The organism is Rhodococcus parequi, from assembly GCF_046042785.1.
GTDB classification, from domain to species: domain Bacteria; phylum Actinomycetota; class Actinomycetes; order Mycobacteriales; family Mycobacteriaceae; genus Prescottella; species Prescottella parequi.
In genome coordinates, this window is the sequence record NZ_JBDLNV010000006.1 from 295,596 (window position 1) to 314,855 (window position 19,260).

16 protein-coding genes are annotated in these 19,260 nt (G+C 67.7%); 9 read left to right on the forward strand and 7 right to left on the reverse strand.

From position 1 onward, the window contains the following. Window positions 1–39: 39 nt before the first annotated feature. Entirely contained in the window at window positions 40–516 is a 477-nt protein-coding gene (locus ABEU20_RS18570) for a GatB/YqeY domain-containing protein (RefSeq protein ID WP_420165853.1), read from the forward strand. Window positions 517–568: 52 nt separating this feature from the next. Here the strand turns inward: ABEU20_RS18570 and ABEU20_RS18575 are convergent, their stop codons facing one another. Next, window positions 569–1,210: a hypothetical protein gene (locus ABEU20_RS18575; RefSeq protein ID WP_420165854.1), complete on the reverse strand. Its 642-nt coding sequence runs from the start codon at window positions 1,208–1,210 to the stop codon at window positions 569–571. Window positions 1,211–1,422: 212 nt separating this feature from the next. Here ABEU20_RS18575 and ABEU20_RS18580 point away from each other — a divergent pair, with 212 nt between their 5' ends. The 7 genes from ABEU20_RS18580 (at window position 1,423) to ABEU20_RS18610 (ending at window position 12,494) form a co-directional block, all read left to right on the forward strand. Next, the gene (locus ABEU20_RS18580; protein ID WP_420165855.1) at window positions 1,423–2,703 is read left to right on the forward strand and encodes a metal-dependent hydrolase family protein; all 1,281 of its coding nucleotides are present in this window, start codon (window positions 1,423–1,425) and stop codon (window positions 2,701–2,703) included. 155 nt (window positions 2,704–2,858) lie between these two features. Further along, a complete protein-coding gene (locus ABEU20_RS18585; RefSeq protein WP_420165856.1) occupies window positions 2,859–3,539 on the forward strand; it encodes a P-loop NTPase family protein in 681 nt (226 codons plus the stop codon). A 3-nt stretch (window positions 3,540–3,542) separates the two neighbouring features. Continuing rightward, the gene (locus ABEU20_RS18590) at window positions 3,543–5,528 is read left to right on the forward strand and encodes a YhgE/Pip family protein (protein WP_420165857.1); all 1,986 of its coding nucleotides are present in this window, start codon (window positions 3,543–3,545) and stop codon (window positions 5,526–5,528) included. 80 nt (window positions 5,529–5,608) lie between these two features. Further along, a complete protein-coding gene (locus ABEU20_RS18595) occupies window positions 5,609–6,991 on the forward strand; it encodes a glutamate decarboxylase (protein ID WP_420165858.1) in 1,383 nt (460 codons plus the stop codon). Window positions 6,992–7,056: 65 nt separating this feature from the next. After that, window positions 7,057–9,024 carry an FUSC family protein gene (locus tag ABEU20_RS18600; protein WP_420165859.1) on the forward strand — a complete coding sequence of 656 codons (1,968 nt, stop codon included), beginning with the start codon at window positions 7,057–7,059 and terminating at the stop codon, window positions 9,022–9,024. 128 nt (window positions 9,025–9,152) lie between these two features. Beyond that, window positions 9,153–11,600 carry a helix-turn-helix transcriptional regulator gene (locus ABEU20_RS18605; RefSeq protein ID WP_420165860.1) on the forward strand — a complete coding sequence of 816 codons (2,448 nt, stop codon included), beginning with the start codon at window positions 9,153–9,155 and terminating at the stop codon, window positions 11,598–11,600. A gap of 66 nt (window positions 11,601–11,666) precedes the next feature. Further along, window positions 11,667–12,494, forward strand: coding sequence for a hypothetical protein (locus ABEU20_RS18610; protein ID WP_420165861.1), 828 nt, complete (start codon window positions 11,667–11,669; stop codon window positions 12,492–12,494). 3 nt (window positions 12,495–12,497) lie between these two features. Here ABEU20_RS18610 and ABEU20_RS18615 read toward each other — a convergent pair whose 3' ends face one another. From ABEU20_RS18615 to ABEU20_RS18630, 4 genes are all read right to left on the reverse strand, one after another. After that, window positions 12,498–13,061 (reverse strand): type 1 glutamine amidotransferase domain-containing protein, encoded by a 564-nt coding sequence (locus tag ABEU20_RS18615; protein WP_420165862.1) that lies wholly within the window; start codon window positions 13,059–13,061, stop codon window positions 12,498–12,500. Next, window positions 13,058–13,699, reverse strand: coding sequence for a DUF2231 domain-containing protein (locus ABEU20_RS18620; RefSeq protein ID WP_420165863.1), 642 nt, complete (start codon window positions 13,697–13,699; stop codon window positions 13,058–13,060). The genes ABEU20_RS18615 and ABEU20_RS18620 overlap by 4 nt, the downstream gene beginning before the upstream one ends. Before the next feature lie 74 nt (window positions 13,700–13,773). Next, on the reverse strand, window positions 13,774–13,929 hold the full coding sequence (locus tag ABEU20_RS18625) for a DUF6131 family protein (RefSeq protein ID WP_005515916.1): 156 nt from the start codon (window positions 13,927–13,929) through the stop codon (window positions 13,774–13,776). 95 nt (window positions 13,930–14,024) lie between these two features. Next, window positions 14,025–16,328 (reverse strand): penicillin-binding protein, encoded by a 2,304-nt coding sequence (locus ABEU20_RS18630; protein ID WP_420165956.1) that lies wholly within the window; start codon window positions 16,326–16,328, stop codon window positions 14,025–14,027. A gap of 326 nt (window positions 16,329–16,654) precedes the next feature. Between ABEU20_RS18630 and ABEU20_RS18635 the strand changes: the two genes are divergently transcribed. Continuing rightward, window positions 16,655–16,978 (forward strand): WhiB family transcriptional regulator, encoded by a 324-nt coding sequence (locus ABEU20_RS18635; protein ID WP_420165864.1) that lies wholly within the window; start codon window positions 16,655–16,657, stop codon window positions 16,976–16,978. A gap of 101 nt (window positions 16,979–17,079) precedes the next feature. Here ABEU20_RS18635 and ABEU20_RS18640 read toward each other — a convergent pair whose 3' ends face one another. Both ABEU20_RS18640 and ABEU20_RS18645 read right to left on the reverse strand, forming a co-directional pair. After that, entirely contained in the window at window positions 17,080–18,219 is a 1,140-nt protein-coding gene (locus ABEU20_RS18640) for an ArsA family ATPase (RefSeq protein WP_420165865.1), read from the reverse strand. Next, a complete protein-coding gene (locus ABEU20_RS18645; protein ID WP_420165866.1) occupies window positions 18,216–19,256 on the reverse strand; it encodes an ArsA-related P-loop ATPase in 1,041 nt (346 codons plus the stop codon). Before ABEU20_RS18645 ends, ABEU20_RS18640 begins: the two co-directional genes overlap by 4 nt. Window positions 19,257–19,260: the final 4 nt, after the last annotated feature.

Consider the following 19,260-nt stretch of genomic DNA (forward strand, 5'->3'; position numbering starts at 1 on the left):
AGGTGCAGGACACCGCGTCGGGCGCGTACCGTTCGGCGCATGGCCGATACCGCTCCCACCCTCAAGTCCACGCTCCGCGCCGACCTCACCGCCGCGATGAAGGCCAAGGATCAGCTGCGGCTGGCCACGCTGCGCATGATCATGGCTGCGATCCAGACCGAGGAGACGTCCGGTAAGGAGGCCCGCGAGCTCACCGACGACGAGGTCGTCAAGGTGCTGGCCAAGGAGTCGAAGAAGCGCGGCGAGGCGGCCGAGGTCTACACCGAGGCCGGACGCGGCGAACTCGCCGCCAACGAGCGTGCCGAGGCCCAGGTGATCGACGAGTACCTGCCGACGCCGCTCACCGATGCCGAACTGGCCGACGTCGCGGACACGGCGATCGCACAGGTCGCCGAGGAGATCGGCGAGCGCCCCGGCATGCGCCAGATGGGTCAGGTCATGAAGGCCGCCACCGCCCTCGCCGGCGGGAAGGCCGACGGCTCGCGCGTCTCGAAGGCGGTCAAGGACCGCCTGTAGTTTCCGCACCGACCGTTGACCGCCTCGTGATCGGGCCGCCCGCGGCGGCCGGTCACGAGGCGGCGCTCATCGCGGGCACGGCCGCCGCGCGGTGACCCAGGAAGAGTGCCGAGGCGAGAAGGAAGCACACCGCGCCGACGAAGGTAGCGACGTTGGCGAGGTTCGGATCGAGGCTCGTGCCGTCCTGCAGGATGAAGGCCCCCGCCGCCGACACCCCGAAGGCGACGGAACCGAGCGTGTTCAGCCAGACGCTCTGCCAGTCCTTCGAACGTGGCTCCCAGTAGGTACCGGCCCGCCACAGCACGAGCACGGCCAGGCCGCTGGAGACGAGGAACGCGACCGACCCCTCGGCGTTCGGATTCCAGACGAGGTGCATGTCGCCCTTGATCGTGTGTGCGCGCAGGGCCGCTCCGGTACTGATGTTGAACAGGATGGTGCCGAGGAACTGGATCGCGGCGGACAGCCACACGGCGCGGATCGCGGTGCCGCGTTCGTCGGAGGTCGTCGCCGACCCGCTGAGCATCAGCTGCGCGAAGGCCGCTGCGGTGAAGAACCACGATCCGACGAAGAACGCGGTGTTCGCGCCCGCCGTTCCCAGCAGCACCGACAGGCCGGGAGCGGAGCCCAGGGCGAAGAGAGCTGCACCGATCACGAATCCCCATGACTGCATTCGCAGTGTCGGATGAATCAACATGCGCCGCAGTGTAAGTCGAAACCGGTCGAGATTTGGCTTAGTTGCGCAGCGGATCTCGGCCGGGATGGCCGCACGCGGGGCGGGGGCCTGCCTTCCAGTGCTTTCGGAATCGCCGACCGTCGGCCGCGGACGGATGATATTGGGGATGAGGTTCGGGCCGGAAGAGTTCGTTCGGCGAACGATGTCCGAAACGCGCTGCTAGCGTCCCGGAGATGACGGCCACCTCGGAAACCAGTAATCGTCTGCTGTTCCGTAACGTTCGTGTGTTCGACGGATCATCGGCAGATCTTGTCAGTGGTGACGTGCTCATCGACGGCACCTTCATCGCAGCAGTCTCGGAGTCGCCCGTCGGTGACGATCCCGCCCGCAGGACGACCGTCGTGGATGGTGGCGGGCGCGTCCTCATGCCGGGCATGAGCGACGCCCACGTACACCTGGTGGGCAACGCCAACTCCTACGTCGACATGGTGATGGGCACGGAGGCCCACATCGCCCTCAACGGTCTCGCGGAAGCGAAGAACATGCTGCACCGAGGGTTCACCGCGGTGCGGGACATGGCGGGGGACACCGGCAGCATCAAATCCGTGATCGACCGCGGGCTCTTCGAAGGGCCACGGATCTACCCGTCCCAGGCGGCGATCTCCCAGACCGGCGGGCACGGCGACTTCGGCTTCGTGTACGAGTGTCCAACTGCGCTCGGTGGCAACCAGAGTCGCGCCGAGCAGATCGGGTTCATGCGGGTCGCCGACGGCCCGGACCGTGTCCTGGCGGCTGTGCGCGAGCAGTTGAAGAAGGGTGCATCGCAGATCAAACTGATGGTCGGCGGTGGAGCCGCATCGATGTACGACCCGCTCTACACGGTGCAGTTCGTCGACGAGGAACTGCGTGCCGCAGTGCACGCGGCAACCGACTACGGCACGTACGTCGCGACCCACGTCTACAACGTCACGGGCATCCGGCGGGCGCTCGATGCCGGCGTCAGGTCGATCGAGCACGGCCATCTCGCCGACGAGGCGACCATTGCTCTCATGGCCGACAAGGGCGTGTGGTTGTCGATGCAGCCGTTCGCACTCGGCGATCACCACTACCCAGACCCGGACCGGGCCGACAAGGATCGTGAGATCTGCTCCGGCACCGATCACGTGTACGCCTGGGCGAAGAAGCACGGGGTCAAGACCGCGTGGGGAACCGATCTCCTGCTCGAGCCTCAGCTGGCGCCGAGGCAGAGCGAGATGGCCGCGCGCCTCGGAGATCATTACAGCAATCTCGAGGCGCTCCGCATGCTCACCTCCGGCAATGCCGAGTTGTTCCGTATGGCCGGAGAGCGGGATCCCTACCAGCAGGCCGAATTCGGAACGATCGAGAAGGGGGCGTGGGCCGACGTCCTGCTGGTGGACGGCAACCCGCTCGAGGACCTCGGTCTGCTCGCCGATCCCGCGAAGAACCTGTCGGTGATCGTCAAGAACGGGCAAGTGGTCAAGAACATTTTGTGACGAGCCCGGCCGGGCCGTCGTCGATCTCGAAGTGTCACCCAATAGCTCTTCTCGAAGTGCCGCCGTCCGTGACGGCGTGGAAACGGGGGTTCGAGTTGGTCGAGACATTCGTGGAGGGGGACTACACCTCCGGACATCAGGCCGAGGGAGACCTCGTGTCCGCCAGAGGGATCGAGCTGCACGGGCCCTGGGGGCACGTGTTCGGACCACTCGATCTGGACATCGACGGCGGCGGCGTCACCGTCCTCGCTGCGCAGTCGGGCGCGGCCCGCACGGCACTGTTGATGGCACTGTGCGGGCGCATGCGGCTCACGCGGGGGTCGCTGACCGTGCTCGGCTACGCGAACAAACCCACGAAGGTGTTCGCCCACTCGGCGATCGCCTGCCTCAACGAGCTCGACGAGGTGCGGCCGTCGGTGACGGTCCAGGACCTCGTGACCGAGCAGATTCGCTGGAATTCGCCCTGGTACAGACTCGTTCCGCGTGTCGACGAGGGCGGCGTCGAGAACATGTGCGCCCACGTGTTCGGTGACATCGAGCGCCCGGCGCTGCACGCGTTCGTCGACGATCTCCCCGAAATACAGCAATTGCTCCTTCGTATCGCCGTCGCGAACACCCGCCGTCCACCGCTGTTGGTGGTGGGGCGGCTGGACCGGATCGCCGACGACGGCGAGCGCTCGGCGGTACTGGAACGGCTTGTGTCACTGGGCGAGTCGCAGTCCGTCATCACCGCGGACGTGAATCCGGTCTCGGCCCACTGCGGCGTCCGCGGGGTGATCGACATGCACGGCCTCCTCGGCGCCGGCGACATCGGCGTCATGACGAAGGCGAGGTGAGCCATGCTGGCAGGTGTCTCACTGGGGAGTGACTCGAAGAGGTACTTCCGCGGAACGATGCCGCGGATCGCGATCTTCACCATCATCCTCATGCCGCTCCTCTACGGCGCGATGTATCTCTGGGCGTTCTGGAATCCGTTCGGCGCGGTGGACAAGATTCCGGCGGCGATCGTCAACAACGACACCGGGCTGACCGCGGACGGCCAACGCGTCGACGCGGGCGACCAGGTGGTCACGTCGCTGATCCAGTCGCATCAACTCGACCTGGACGAGGTCTCGTCGGAGGATGCCGCGAAGGGACTGTCGAGCGGAAAGTACTACTACACCATCACCATTCCGGAGAACTTCACCGAGGCCGTCGAGTCGCCCAACGGAGATCATCCGGAGAAGGCCGACCTGATCTTCACGTTCAACGACGCCAACAACTACCTGGCGACCATCATCGGCCAGGATGCGTCGGAACAGGTCATCAACCAGGTCAACACCACGATCGGCGCGCAGGGAGTGGGCCAGGTGCTGACCGGCCTGGAGAGCGCCGGGTCGGGCCTGAAACAGGCGGCCGACGGTGCCGGGCAGCTCGCCGACGGTGTCGACACTGCGAAGGGTGGCGCCGATCAGCTCGCCTCGGGGGCGACGGAACTGGCGACCGACATGGTCACCGCCCGGGACGGCTCCGCGCAGCTCTCCGGCGGGGCGACGCAGCTCGCGACGGCCGTCGACGGTGTCACCGGTCCGCTGCTGAATGCGCTCGACGGCGCCGCGACATCGAATCTCGGGGCCCAGGTGGCGCAGCTCCGGCAGTCGTTGGAGACGCTGGGTGCCGAACTGCCGCGGATCGGTCCGCCCTCGACACCGAATCCGGTCACCGTAGCGATCGATCTACTGGGTGGCATTCCCGACCCGGTCGTGCAGCGGGCCGTCGCCGCCCTGACGCCGCTGGCTGCACCACAATTGCAGAACGACGCGGACGCGTTGCGGGCGGAACTGCAGCGGCTGGGAGGGGACGCGCGGGAGATCGAGTATCAGCTCACCGATCCCGCGAGCCCGCTGCAGAGTGGGCTGGCCATGCTCCAGAGCGGCGGCCTCGCCTCCGACGTGCGGCAGCTGCGGGATGGCGCCGACGAACTGAGCAGCGGTGCAGCGACATTGCACTCCGGCCTGGTGCAATTGACGGACGGCAGCAGCCGGCTCTCGAGCGGTGCAGACCAGCTCGCGTCGGGCATGGTGGCACTGCAGACCGGGTCCCACCAGCTCGCAGACGCACTGAAGCAGGGCGCCGGTCAGGTACCGAGCTGGACCGACGAGCAACGCACCGCGACCGCCGACACGTTGTCGACACCGGTGGCGCTGAAGCAGGACTTCACGAACGTCGCACCGACCTTCGGTACCGGCTTCGCGCCGTTCTTCCTGTCGCTCGCGCTGTTCGTCGGCGGCATCATCACATGGATGTTGTTGACGCCACTGCAGTCCCGACCCACCGTCGGAGGAGTCGGGCTGTACCGAACGGTGCTGGCATCGTACTGGCCGGCGCTCCTCGTCGGTGTCCTGCAGGTAGTCGTGATGTACACCGTGGTCCACTTCGGGGTGGGGCTCGACGTCGAGCACGTGCTCGGCACCGTCCTGTTCCTCATGCTGATCTCGGCAACCTACCTCGCGATGATCCAGGCCTTCAATGCAGTGTTCGGTGTGGCGGTCGGACGCGTCGTCACGCTCGCCTTCCTCATGCTGCAGCTGGTCTCCGCGGGTGGGATCTATCCCGTGCCGACCACCGCGAAGCCGTTCCAGTACATACATCCGTTCGACCCGATGACCTACACGGTCAACGGTCTTCGCCAGCTCACGGTCGGCGAGCAGGTCGACTCCCGGCTGTGGATCGCGATCGCGGTCCTGGTGGGTATCCTGCTCGCCTCCCTCACCGCGAGCGCCCTGTCCGTCCGGCGCAACCGCCGGTACACGATGGAGCGGCTGTATCCGCCCATCGAGGTCTGAATCGTTCGTGTTGTACCCGTCAACGAGTTCCCCGGGACCGCGAGCGGTCCGCTGATCAGTTCGGAGAAGTGGAGGACAAGATGTCAGACAGCTTTGCCGCCCCGGCAGAAACCCTCGCCCCGGCCTACACCGGCAGGCTCGGTACGGACCCCGTTCCCGCCCTGCGCATGCCCAAGTCCGAGACCGACCCGGAGGCCGCCTACCGGTTCATCCACGACGAGCTCATGCTCGACGGCAGCTCGCGCCTCAACCTGGCGACCTTCGTGACCACGTGGATGGATCCGCAGGCCGACCGACTGATGGCGGAGACGTTCGACAAGAACATGATCGACAAGGACGAGTACCCGGCCACCGCCGAGATCGAGACGCGTTGCGTCAACATGGTGGCGGACCTGTTCCACGCAGAAGGGCTGTCCGAGACCGACCCCGCGTCCGCCACCGGCGTCTCGACCATCGGCTCCTCGGAGGCCGTGATGCTCGCCGGACTGGCCCTCAAGTGGCGCTGGCGACAAGCGCGGGCCGATGCCGGCAAGGACACGACCCGACCGAACCTCATCCTCGGCAGCAATGTCCAGGTCGTGTGGGAGAAGTTCTGCCGGTACTTCGACGTCGAGCCCAAGTACCTGCCGATGGCGAAGGGCCGGTACGTCATCACGCCGGAACAGGTGCGGGAGGCGGTCGACGAGAACACCATCGGTGTGGTCGCGATCCTCGGAACGACGTTCACTGGGGAGCTGGAACCGGTCGCGGAGATCGCGCAGGTGCTCGACGAGATCGCGGCCGCCGGTGGCCCCGACGTACCGCTGCACGTGGACGGTGCGTCCGGCGGATTCGTCGTTCCCTTCCTGCATCCGGAACTGAAGTGGGACTTCCGAATTCCTCGTGTGGTGTCCATCAACGTCAGTGGCCACAAGTACGGCATGACCTATCCCGGAATCGGCTTCGTCGTGTGGCGCTCGAAGGACTACCTGCCGGAGGATCTGGTGTTCCGGGTCAACTACCTGGGCGGCGACATGCCGACCTTCACCCTGAACTTCTCCCGGCCGGGCAACCAGGTGGTGGGGCAGTACTACAACTTCATCCGCCTCGGCGTGGCCGGGTACACCCAGATCATGGAGTCGCTGCGCGACACCGCGCTGATGCTGTCCGCCGAGATCTCCAAGATCGAGGAGATGAACGTGATCACGGACGGGTCCGCCATCCCGGTCCTCTCGTTCGAGGTGGTGGGCGATCCCGGGTTCACCGTGTTCGATGTCTCCCACGAACTGCGTGCGCGCGGCTTCCAGGTGCCGGCGTACACCATGCCGGCCGATGCCGAGGATGTCGCCGTTCTCCGGATAGTGCTGCGAGAAGGCTTCAGTCGCGACCTGGCGTATCGCCTCGCTGTTGCGATCAACGAGGTGGTCGCGAGCCTGCGGTCCCTACGCGGGGCCGGGCATTCGGCTCAGGCGTTCGCTCACTGACGGGCCCGGCGTGGGGTGGAGCGGTCCCACCCCACGCCGGCCCCGTCCTGCTCCGAGGAGGCACGGTGACGGCGGGTGGTGTCGGCATCCGGCAGAAAACCGTCCGGTACCTGACCGCCACCGATCCCGGCTTCTTCCGGCTGCGTCGCGCGCTCACCACCGTCTCGGCGTTGGCGGGTGCCGTCGTGCTGCTCACCGCGACGGGCCACCCGGTGAACCGTGCGATGCCGGCTGTTCTCCTCGGTGCGTTCGTCGCTGTCCAGGCCGCATCCGCCGTCAAGGACTCCACGCAACGCGATCGTGTCGTGACCACCGCGCTCCTCATCGTTCCGGCCGTTTCGTCGGTCACTCTCGGCGCGCTGTTGCACGGCCTGGGCAGAGCCGCGGATATCGGGTTCGTGGGGGTGCTCTTCGTGGCGGTATGGGTTCGACGTTGGGGGCCGAGGGGGTTCGCAGCGGGCATGGTGGCGTATGTCGCGTACTTCTACACACTTGTCCTGCACGGCTCCACGGCCGACCTTCCGCTGCTGTATGCGGGGGTGTGCGCGGGCGTCGTCGTCACGCTGATCGTGCGGGCCTTGGTGCTGCCCGAGCGGCCCCGTCGGGAGATCTCGAGTCTCGTCACCGCCTTCGGATCGACGACGCGGTCCGCGCTGGAGATCGCAACACGGGGTGGACGCGGACACCGTGCTCTCGACCGCGCCCTGGACCGGGTCGACAAGACGGTGGGCCTGATCGAGGACTGGATCGATCGCAACGATGCCGACCTCGTCATCGGGATACCGAACTCGGCTCTCTCCCAGCTCGTCTTCGACGTGCGATACGAGATGGAGACTGCGATAGACGCCCGGGACATGGCCGCGACGGGGAACCGGATGTGCGAGGCGCAGGTGCGGCTCGCGAATGCGGTGCACGGGCATGGTGAGCGCACTCCGGTGCGCGAACACCGGCCCGCGTCGGTCGATACGCGGACCGGCGCGGCCGGCGTGTCGTCGAGTACCCGCTCGGCCCTGCAGGTGGCGGTGGCTGCGAGTGTCGCCGCCCTGCTGGGCTCGGCTGTCGATTCGGAGCGTTGGTACTGGGCCGTCCTCACCGCGTTTCTCGTCTACACCGGCACCAGCACGCGAGGAGAGGTGATGGTGCGGGCCGGTGAGCGGGTAGCGGGAACCGTTGCCGGCGTCGTCGCCGGCATGCTCGTGGTGGGTGTGGTCGGTGAAAGTGTCTGTGGGCAGACCGTCATTGTGATGGCAAGTGTGTTCCTCGCCTTCTACCTGGTGTCGGTCCACTACGTTCTGCAGACGTTCTTCATGACTGTGATGCTCGCCGGACTGTACGAGCTCCTCGGTGAGTTCAGCGTCGGCATCCTGGTCGTACGGGTGGAAGAGACGGTCGTCGGCGCCGTGGTCGGAATCGTCGCCGCGCATACCGTCCTCGCGTCGAGTTCACGCGAGGCCCTCACCGTCGCCGTGGATCGCTACCTGGTGCTGCTGTCCTCGTTGATCGGAAAGGCTGCGCTGCAGAATGATCCGCCGGTTCAGTCGGCGGAACTGCTCGCCGCCGTCAGGGCGCTGGACGGCGAGATGGCCGCGGTCGAAGCGGCGGCGTCGACGTTGGTCGAGGACCCCGCCACGCGTGGCCGCCGATCGGTGTCGTGGTTGCTCCGGCGACTGCGGGAGATCAACCGTGCCGCACACGCTCTCGTGGCGGTTGGAGCCGGTGTTCGAACGCACGAGGACGATTCGGTGCGTGAGCGCGAAGAGTCGGGGGCGCTGGACGAGGCGGCACGCGGTGTCCGGAACGACATCGACCTCGTCAGACAGTGCAACGTGGGTGCGAAAACCACGGCCGCGCCTCGGGTTCGGCCGGGGCGGACGTGGTCCGGTAACGGCGAGTCGACGGGCGCCGACGTCGAAGCCTCACTTCTTGCGGCACTGCGCCGAATCGACGGTGTGGTGGTGGATCTGGCCGGTACGGCCGACGTTTCCGGACGGGTACCGGTAGTGCGAACCGATCGAGACGGGGGAGACAGGTGAATCGGAACGTGCTGTACACAGGTATGTTTCAGCGCAGTGCGGGCGCGCGCCCGGCGAGGGGTGGTGCGTCGACAGCCGTCGGTCGGCGAGGGCGAATCTTCTCGGCCCTGGATGCGGCCGTCGCCGGCATGGCCGCCGCCAAGGTCCTGGTGTGTGCGCCCGCCGGTACCGGGAAGACCACGCTGCTCGACGCCTGGGTCGCGAATCACGAGGAAGCGGAGGCTGCTCCGAACACGGCACGGCTGACGTTGGACGCCGCCGACAACGATGCTGCCCAGTTGCAGCGCAGAGTTCGGGATGCGCTGGCCGGCGTCGAGTCGCAGAGCGGGCCCGGTGTGCTCGTCCTGGACGATGTCCATTCGGTCAGCGACGCCGGGGCGCTCGCGCAGTTGACCGCGGTCATCGAGTCGGTGCCCGCTCGCATCACGGTTGTCGTCGCCGCGCGTAGGGTGCCGGACCTGGCGTGGTCCAAATACGCGTCGGACGGATCGCTGACCTTTCTCGGAGTCGAAGACATTGCACTGGAGCGTGACTCGATCGCAGAGATCCTCGCCGCTCACCGTGGTCGAGTGTCGGCGGATGATGTGGATGCCGTGCTCGACCTCACCGGGGGATGGGCAGGCGCCGTGTGCAGTGCGGCGCTGTTCGTGGGAACCGGTGGTGACGTGCGCGGGGCGATCGACGGGTTGCTGGGGCGACCCCGACAGGTATCCGGGTACGTCGTGGGGGAGACGCTGTCGCACCTGCCCGCCGACGTCCTGCGCTTCGTGTTGTCGACAAGTGTCGTCGAGCGGTTCACCACCGAGTTGCTGGAGGACTTGGCGGGCGAGTACGCCGACCTGCACCTGTACGAATGTGAGAGGCTGGGTGTGCCCGTACGTCGTGAGGCCGTCGACGGTGAAGTGAACTACTCGTGGCATCCACTGGTGCGGGCTCACGCGAGAGCAGTTCTGCGAGAATCCGATCCGGAGCTCTACCGGCGGTTACACGCGGTGGCCGCCCGATCGCTGGCGAGGTCCGGCCACACCCGGGCGGCCTTCGCGCAACTCGCGGCGGTGTCGGAAGAACACATCGTCGAGGAGTTCGTCTACCGATACGGCCCGGCTGCAGTGTTCGACGGCCTGGGTGACACCGTGATCGCCGCGCTCGGCGTGCGCAACGGGCGCCTGCCGTGTGTCCGACTCCTCCGCGCACTCGTCGCCCTGGAGGCGAACGATCCGAACGGCGCGCGGGCGCACCTCCGCGCCGCGGGCTCTTCGTCGACCGATCGAACGAGTTCCCCGGCGGCAGAGTGTCTCGCGGCCGCACTCGGGATCGAGGCCGACCTCATCGGGGGTAGACCGATCCCGGGAGACGCGGTCGACCGGGTGGAGAACTGCCGCAGTACCGGAAGCATCGATTCGGACTGCTACATCCTCGTGCAGTGCGCCGCCGCCCACATGCTCTCCGGGCGGTTCGCCCGGAGCGAGCGTGTGCTGAAGGAAGCACTGGCACTCGCCGATGTCGGTGGCCATCCACGACTCGTCCTGCGCTGCCTCGCGCGACTCGCGATGCTTGCTGCGGCGAGAGGGGAGTTGGTGACGATGTGCTCCCGCGCCGGACACGCCGTCGAATACGCCGTGGAGCACGCCCTGGTGGATCGGATCGACGCTGCCCAGTGCGCCGCGATCGCGTGCATGTGCGCGTATCACCGAGGCGAGAAACTGCCGGACGACAGTCTCTTGCACGGCCTGATGTCGAACGACGCAGTCCACGTCCGGCCGGACGGAACCACCGAGTCGGTGACCGGTACCCACGCTCAGGTCGCCTTCGCGGTCGCCCGAGCTCGCTGCCTGGCGCAGCCGAAGGACGAGGACGTCGACGCCGTCGGGCACGCGATGCTCACGGTCATGGGGCACAGCCCGCACATGAACCTCACCAGCAACTACGTCGTCACAGCGGTCGCGGTGCTCGTGGAAACGGGCAGGTCGGCGCTCGTGGAAGACGTTGTGCAGCGTGCGTCCGAGACTTTCGGCCCCAATCCGGATGTGCAAGTGGCGCGAGCTCTCGTCGCGCTGGATGCGGGAGACACATCCACGGCAGAGCGCCTGCTGCGTCCGGTGCTCGCGTCAAAGTCGCCCCAGTCGCGCATCCTGTCCGTCCAGGCGTGGGTGCTGGCGGCCGTCACCGAGAGCCGCAGCCGCCGGCACTCCGACGCCGTAGTGTCGATCCGGCGGGCGCTCACATTGGCGGAGGCACATCTCATCGTGCGGCCACTCATGAACTTCGCGGCCGACGTCGCCGAACTGCTGCCCGCGATCCGACCCGGGGAAGGCGTCTCGCAGCAGTTCCTCGACCATGTGCGAGCGAAGCTGGCCGACGTCTCGGCCGGGCGCAATCCCGGACTGACACCGACCGAAAGGCTCGTCCTCGTGAAATTGCAGACGGGGAAGAAGCTCAAGGACATTTCGAAGGAAATGCACCTGTCCGTGAACACCGTCCGGACCCATGCCCGGAACCTGTACCGCAAGCTGGGTGTCTCGAGCCGAAACCAGGCCATCGAGGCCGCTGTTCGTCGAGGGCTGCTCCCGCCCTGATGGTGCGCGAGTGGCCTTCGGTCGTTTCTGTCCGTAACGACCGGATCCCCGTGCAAGATCATCATCATGAGCGGGGCTGCTGAAGCCCTCCACGGGGAGGAGATCGGTATGGGGTGGATCGGTTCGAGGGCGGTGCGGTCGTTCGCTGCGGCATTCGGGGTGGGCGTGGCGGTGGTGATGGCGGCGCCCGGCACCGCCACTGCGGCCGTCGTTCCCGGTGAAATGGTCCAGATCGACTGGCTTGCCACCAACGGCGGCACGAAGGGCATCTCCGAGTTCGCGTTCCCCGTCACGATCGACGAGATCGGTGTGACCGGGCCGGGGCAGACCCTCTCCGTCGGGCAGCATTTCACTTTCCAGAACTGGCAGGGCGGCTACATCGGATTCGAGATCCAGCGACCCGCGGCCGACGCACCGCTCGTCGCCAGGACGGTCTTCAGCTACTTCGGCCCCGACGTCCAGCAGGCCGGATGCGGCCCCATCCACCCGGCGCCCGGCGGAATGACCTGTCGCGGCGACTTCTTCGACTTCACCCTCGGCAAGACCTACACGCTGCGGGTGGAACAGATGGGGTCCAACTACTGGCAGGCGTCCGTCGGCGACGGCACCGTGCAGCGGTGGCTCAACGGGGTACAGATCAAGGACGAACTGCGCCGCATGATGCCTTTCGGCTACCAGTCCGTCGGCTACTACGGGACGTCGGGATCGTGCGGCGACGTGCCCCGCGCGCGGGTGCGGGTGGGGACCCCGACGTCGTATGCCACTCCGATCGACTACACCGGGGCTCCGGTGCTGGTCGCGCCGCGCAGGCCGAACCTCACCTGCTTCGGCGCGGTCGCCAACGACGTCGTCGCGGCCGACGGCGGTGTCCAGGTGACGGTCGGCCGCGGCTAGGTCTCACACCCTCGTCGATGCCGAGGAGAAGACGTCGACGATCGCCTCGCAGAACGCCGGCAGGTCGTGCGGGTTGCGGCTCGAGACGAGCGTGCCGTCGACGACTACCTCCCGGTCCACCACGTTGCCGCCCGCGTTGCGGATGTCGGTGCGGACGCTCGGATACGACGTCAGTGTCCTGCCCCGCACCACGTCCGCTTCGACGAGCGTCCACGGCCCGTGGCAGATGACGCCGACGGGCTTACCGGACTCGACGAACTCGCGCACGAATGCCACCGCCTTCTCGTCCTGCCGCAGGTGGTCGGGATTGGTGGTGCCGCCGGGCAGGATGAGCGCGTCGTAGTCACCGACGGATGCCTCCTCGACGGTGACGTCGACGTCGTATCGTCCGGACTCGTGCACGTCGCCGTTCATGGCCTGGATCTGTCCGTCGGACAACGAGACCAGACGCACGGTGGCGCCGGCCTCGACGACCGCCGCACGGGGCTGGACGAGTTCGACTTCCTCGACGCCGTCGGTCGCGAGGATCGCGACGGTCCGGCCGGTGAGTGTTCGGGTGTCGGTCACGGGTGCTCCTTCCGGTGGTGCCCGATGTGGGCGAGATGGCCGTCCGCCGACTCCGGCTCGGCCTCAGAGTCGACGTCGGCCAGCACGGGATCGAAGGCGGGGCCGTCGTTTGCGGGGGTCATCGCCAGGCCCGCGCCCTGTCCGAAGACGAGATGTCCGCCCAGGGCGCCACCCGCTCCGACCGCGCCGATCGCGGCCGTCGACAGCGCTGTGGCCAGAATGTTCCGCGCGGCGGGATCTCGGCGACGCCGGCGGAACGATGCGAACATCAACGCGATCCCGGTCGCGTTGGCACCCGCGTGGATCAGGCCGACGCGGCGTTGCCGCACATCGCGTTCGCTCCAGTCGGCCCAGCCCGTCGCGAGCGCAGGCGGTGTCGCGAGCAGACCCACCCCGATGAGGCGGCGGGCCGTGCGGTGGTCGCGAAGGACGGTGTCGAAAACCAGCGACGCGGTCCACGCGCCGATCGGTACGGCGACCAGGGCGGGATGGACCGGATGGCCCAGCCAGTCGCCGCGGAGTCGGTCACCGATCGCCGTGCGGCCGAGACCGCTCTGGATCCGGTGTTGCAGGGTTGCGCTGACACCGTCCAAGGACGACGCGGACTCCGCGCGGTTGTACAGATGTCGAAGGTTCATACAGGTCTGCTACCCGTGAACCTGTCGCGGTAAACCCCACCCCACCCAGAACGCCGCAGGGGGTCGGTCGTGGGTCAATACCAGTACCGTCGACCGCCCACGGCGCGTCCCGTGGCCCCGAGGATCGCCAGGATGACACCGATCACGAGCAGGATGATCCCGATGGTCCACAGGATCGAGATACCGGTCAAAAAGCCGACCACCAGCAAAATCAAACCGAGAACGATCATGACGGACCTCGATCCGGCCTGGGGGGCCCGGCGGGCCCCCGCACACCGTGGATACCCCGTGCGGGCGAACCGTAAACCGTACCGGTGTGGACCGATCAGCCGCCGGGCGTCGAGGTGCGCGGCGCGGCGGAACCGGGCGGTGCCGCCAGAACCGAACCGTCACTGACGTAGATGGTCACCGCCGACCCCGGGACCGCCAGTCCGGACGGCGCGCTACCGGTGACGTTGCCCTTCGGGGCGTCGGACTTGGTGCTCACCGGATTGACCGCGAACCCCGCCGCCTTCAACGCCGCCGTCGCTGCGTCCTGCGTCATCCCGACCACCTCGGGCACCTGGGCGTTCTGCGATCCGCGGACGTACCTGTCGTCGACGGCCGGCAACGTCACGGGACCGAAGTTGCCGACGACCGGCATCATCGCGTCGAACCAGGTGCGGGCGGGCTCGGTGCCGCCGTACAGGTTGCCGTCACCGCACGGGCGAAGCGGGCCGGAGCAGATCTCGCCGGGGGTGGGGGAGTCGCCGTACACCAGGACGCTGGCGGCGAAGTTGTTGGTGAACCCCAGGAACCCGGACGACATGTGGGACTCGGTGGTTCCCGTCTTGCCCGACATCGGCAGCTTCCAGCCCGCCGCGCTCGCCGCCCCGAACGACGTGCCACCGGGAGCGTCGTCCTTGCTCATCGCCACGGCCAGCGTGTCCGCCAGGCCGGGGTCGACCACCTGTTCGCAGGCCTGCTGCGTCAGCGACACCGACTTGCCCTCGCGGTCGGTGATCGAGTCGATCGGCGTGGGCGGGCACCACTTGCCGTGCGAGGCGAGGGTGGCCGCGACGTTCGCGAGTTCGAGCGGGTTGACCCACGTCGGGCCCAGCGTGAACGAGCCGAGGTTCTGCGACTTCTGCATGTCGGCCATGCTCTGGTCACCGAACCCGGACGAGCCGGTGGCCGTGTACGAGCGCAGACCGAGGCGCACTGCCATGTCGACCGTCGGGGTGACGCCGGTGGACTGGATCAGCTTGACGAACGCGGTGTTCGGTGACTGCGCGAGCGCGTCGGTCACCGACATCTTCGCCGGGTAGTTGTTGGAGGCGTTCTGGACGCAGTAGGTGGCGGCGGGGCACCCGCGGGCGCCGCCGTTACCCATGCCGCGTGCCTCGAAGCGCTGCGGGACGTCCAGTACCGCGCTGGTGCCGAGCCCCTTCTCCATCGCCGCGGCCGTCGTGAAGATCTTGAAGATCGAGCCGGCGCCGTGACCGACGAGCGTGTACGGCTGCGGCTGGACGGTCTCTTCCTTGGCGGTGTCCAGGCCGTACGTGCGGCTGGACCCCATCGCGAGGACACGGTGCTGATCCTGACCCGGCTGCACCACGTTCATGACGTTCGCGATGCCGTCGAGCTTGGGGTCGGCGTTCTTGACCAGAGCGGTCTTCACCGAATCCTGCACGACCGGGTCCAGCGTGGTCTTGATCGTGTAGCCGCCCTTGTTGATCTGCTCGCGGCTGATGCCGGACGCGGCGAGATACTGCAGCGCGTAGTCGCAGAAGAAGCCCCGGTCGCCTGCCGCGATGCACCCGCGGGGGAGGGAATTGGGCTGCGGGAGAACGCCGAGTGGCGTCGTCTTCGCGGCCCGGATCTCGCCGGCCCGCTCGGGGATGTTCGCGATCATCGTGTCGAGCACCGTGTTGCGGCGCTCGGTCACGCCGTCGACGTTGGTGTAGGGGTTGAGCGCCGAACTCGACTGCACCATGCCGGCGAGCATCGCGGCCTGCGTGAGGTTCAGGTCCTTCGCGTCGACGCCGAAGTACGTCTGCGCGGCGTCCTGCACGCCGAACGACCCGTTTCCGAACGGGACCAGGTTCAGGTACCGCGTGAGGATCTCGTCCTTGGACAGCTTCTTGTCGAGCGTGAGGGCCATCCGGATCTCACGGATCTTGCGGGCCGGCGTCGTCTCGATCGCGGCCCGGCGCTCGGAGTCGTTCCGCGCGACCACCAGCAGTTGGTAGTTCTTCACGTACTGCTGGTCGATCGTCGACGCGCCCTGCTGGACCTCACCGCTGGTGGTGTTCGTCATCGCCGCGCGCAGCGTGCCCTGCCAGTCGACGCCGTGATGGTCGGCGAAGCGCTTGTCCTCGATCGAAACGATCGCGAGCTTCATCTCGTTGGAGATCTGGTCGCTCGGGACCTCGAACCGGCGCTGTTCGTACAGCCACGCGATGGGGTTCCCGGCGACGTCCGTCATCGTCGACACGGCAGGGACGGTGCCCTCCACGAGTTCGGCGGAGACGTTGTCGACGGCGTCGGCGGCGCGGTTGGACGCGAATCCGAACCCTCCTGCCAGCGGAAACATCGTTCCAGCGAGCAGAACACCGGCGAGTGCGGAACATCCCGCGAGCTTGGCGATCGTTTTGGCTCTCGACACGCTGTACAGAGTACGTCGAACGGACCGTGCGCCCCGGTGGACGCTTCGAACGGGCCGGTCGGTTGCCGGTGAACCCGACATGAACTTCGTGTCCGAGCCGGGCATATGCCGCGAAGTCTGCACGCCCGTACCAGAAAGTGGCGAGCTGATCTTGCGCTTCGCGCTTCCTTTACCTAGATTGACTCAGGTCAGTGTGATACAGCTAACACTGGATTAGGAATGTGGTGTGTACCTCTCGTGCTATTTGCGAGGGTCGCTCGAGGATTTCGAGTGTCGTGGGGAACGGCGCTCGGACGAAGGGGAACCGAATGCACATGACCAGTCCCGCCACGCGCCTCGACTACGAGCAGGCCGAAGCGCGCATTCAGTGGGTCGCGCAGGCGCGCTGCCGAGAAGTGGATCCTGACCAGCTGTTCGTACGCGGCGCCGCGCAGCGCAAGGCCGCCACCATCTGCCGCCATTGCCCGGTACTCATGCAATGCGGTGCCGATGCGCTGGACAACCGCGTCGAGTTCGGCGTGTGGGGAGGGATGACCGAACGCCAGCGTCGGGCACTGCTCAAGCAGCACCCCGAGGTGGAGTCGTGGTCGGACTTCTTCGAAGCCCAGCGGCAGCACCAGTCCGCGGTCTGACCGCGACACCGGGGTCGGCCCTCGTCGGGGAGTAGGACCGACCGCACCAGAGCATTGGAAATGGCGCACAGCCGCGGCTGTGCGCCCTTTCCACCCGGCGTTCAGCCCTGCCGGGTGAGTTGGTCGCCGACCGCGCGCAGCGCGTCGAGATCGGACACCTCGAACGGCAGTGACGGCACCCCGATGATCGGCACCTGCGGATGCGAGGCCGTGAACCGTCCGAGTAGCCGCACCTCGCGCTTCGCGGTCACCGCGCGATCCCCGTGCACCCGCAGGATCGCGGACGTCAGCACCGCCGCCGGATCGTCGGGCGCCTTCTCGTCGAGGAGGTCGGCTCCGGTGAGTGCGTGATCAGCCGGCAGCGAGCACAGCGTGGGATGCGTCCGGTTCAGCACCAGGCCGGCCAGCGGCATGTCGTCGCCGGACAGCCGGTCGACGAAGAACGCAGCCTCACGCAACGCGTCGGGTTCGGCGGCCGCGATCACCACGAACTGCGTGCCCTCCTGGCGGAGCAGCTCGTAGGTCCGGCTCGCCCGCTCCCGAAAACCTCCGAACATCGAGTCGAGCGACTGCACGAACGCGGACGCGTCGGACAGCATCTGGCTGCCCACCACCGTCGACACGCCCTTGAGCGCAAGCCCCATGGCGCCCGTGACGAGCCTGCCGATACCGCGGCCCGGGGCAGTGAGCAGGCGGATCATCCGCCCGTCGAGGAACGCGCCCAGTCGCTGCGGCGCGTCGAGGAAGTCGAGCGCGTTGCGCGACGGCGGGGTGTCCACGATCACCAGATCCCACCGGTCGTCGCCGACGAGCTGGCCGAGCTTCTCCATCGCCATGTATTCCTGCGTCCCGGAGAACGAGGTGGCAACCGTTTGGTAGAAGGGGTTGGCGAGAATCTGCTGGGCCTTGTCCGGCGTCGAGTGCTCGAGCACCATCTCGTCGAACGTGCGCCGCATGTTCAGCATCATCGCGTGCAGTTCCCCGGTCGAACCCGGGGCGAGCTGCACCAGTTGGGGCTCGTTGTCGAGATCCTGGACGCCCAGTGCCTGCGCGAGCCGGCGGGCCGGATCGATCGTCAGCACCGCGACGCGGCGGCCCTGCTCGGCCGCGCGCAACGCCATCGACGCGGCCGTGGTCGTCTTGCCCACACCGCCCGCGCCGCAGCACACGACGATCTGCGTCTTGGGGTCCGTGAGGATGCCGGACAGGTCGAGGGCGGGAGCCTTCCGCGGCGGGTTCATCGCACACCCTGCTCGGCGAGCCGCTCGGCCAGCTCGTAGAGCCCCCCGAGATCGACACCGTCCACCAGCGCCGGCAGATGCATGCGGGCCACCCTCACCTCGTCGAGTTGAGCTGCGCTCTCGTCCTGCGCGGCCAGCGTGGCCGCGTGTTCGATGGTCTCGGTCAGCAGGCCGGCGAAGTCGTCGTCGGACAGCGTGATGCCGGCCGTCGCGAGCCCGGACCGGACCGCGTCGGCGTCGATTCGCCCTTTCGCGGCGTCGACCTGCGCCTCCTGGGGGAGGAATCGAGTGTCGTTGCGGTTGACGATCACCGTCCCCAGATGGAGGTCGGCCGCCCGCAGTTCGGCCACCGCGTCCGCGGTCTCCTGCACGGGTAGCGCCTCGAGCAACGTCACCAGGTGCACGACGGTCTGCTCCGAGTGCAGCAGCCGCACCACGCCCTGGCTCTGCGAATGGATCGGGCCGCCCTTCGCGAGCTCGGACATCGCGCGGGTGACGTCGAGGAACTTGCCGATCCTGCCGGTCGGAGGAGCATCGACCACGACGGCGTCGTACACGTTGCGGCCCGACTTGTCGGTGCGGACCACGCACTCCTTGATCTTGCCGGTGAGCAGCACGTCCCGCAGTCCCGGCGCGAGTGTCGTCGCGAACTCGACGGCACCGATCTTCTTCATCGCCCGGCCCGCGAAGCCCAGGTTGTAGAACATGTCGAGGTATTCGAGGAACGCCGTCTCGAGATCCACCGCGAGCGCGAACACCTCGCCACCGCCCTCGGCGGTCGCGATCTTGGTCTCCTGCGGCGGCAGCGGGGGCACGTCGAACAGCTGCGCGATGCCCTGCCGGCCCTCCACCTCGACGAGCAGGACGCGTCGGCCCCCGGCGGCGAGCGCGAGGGCCAGCGCCGCGGCCACGGTGGACTTTCCGGTCCCGCCCTTACCGGAGACGAAATGCAGGCGCGCCGTATCGGCGACGGGCGGCCAGGCCTGCTCGTCGGCGTCGGGCCGCCCCTGCGCGGCTGTGTCTGTCGGTGCTGCCACGGGC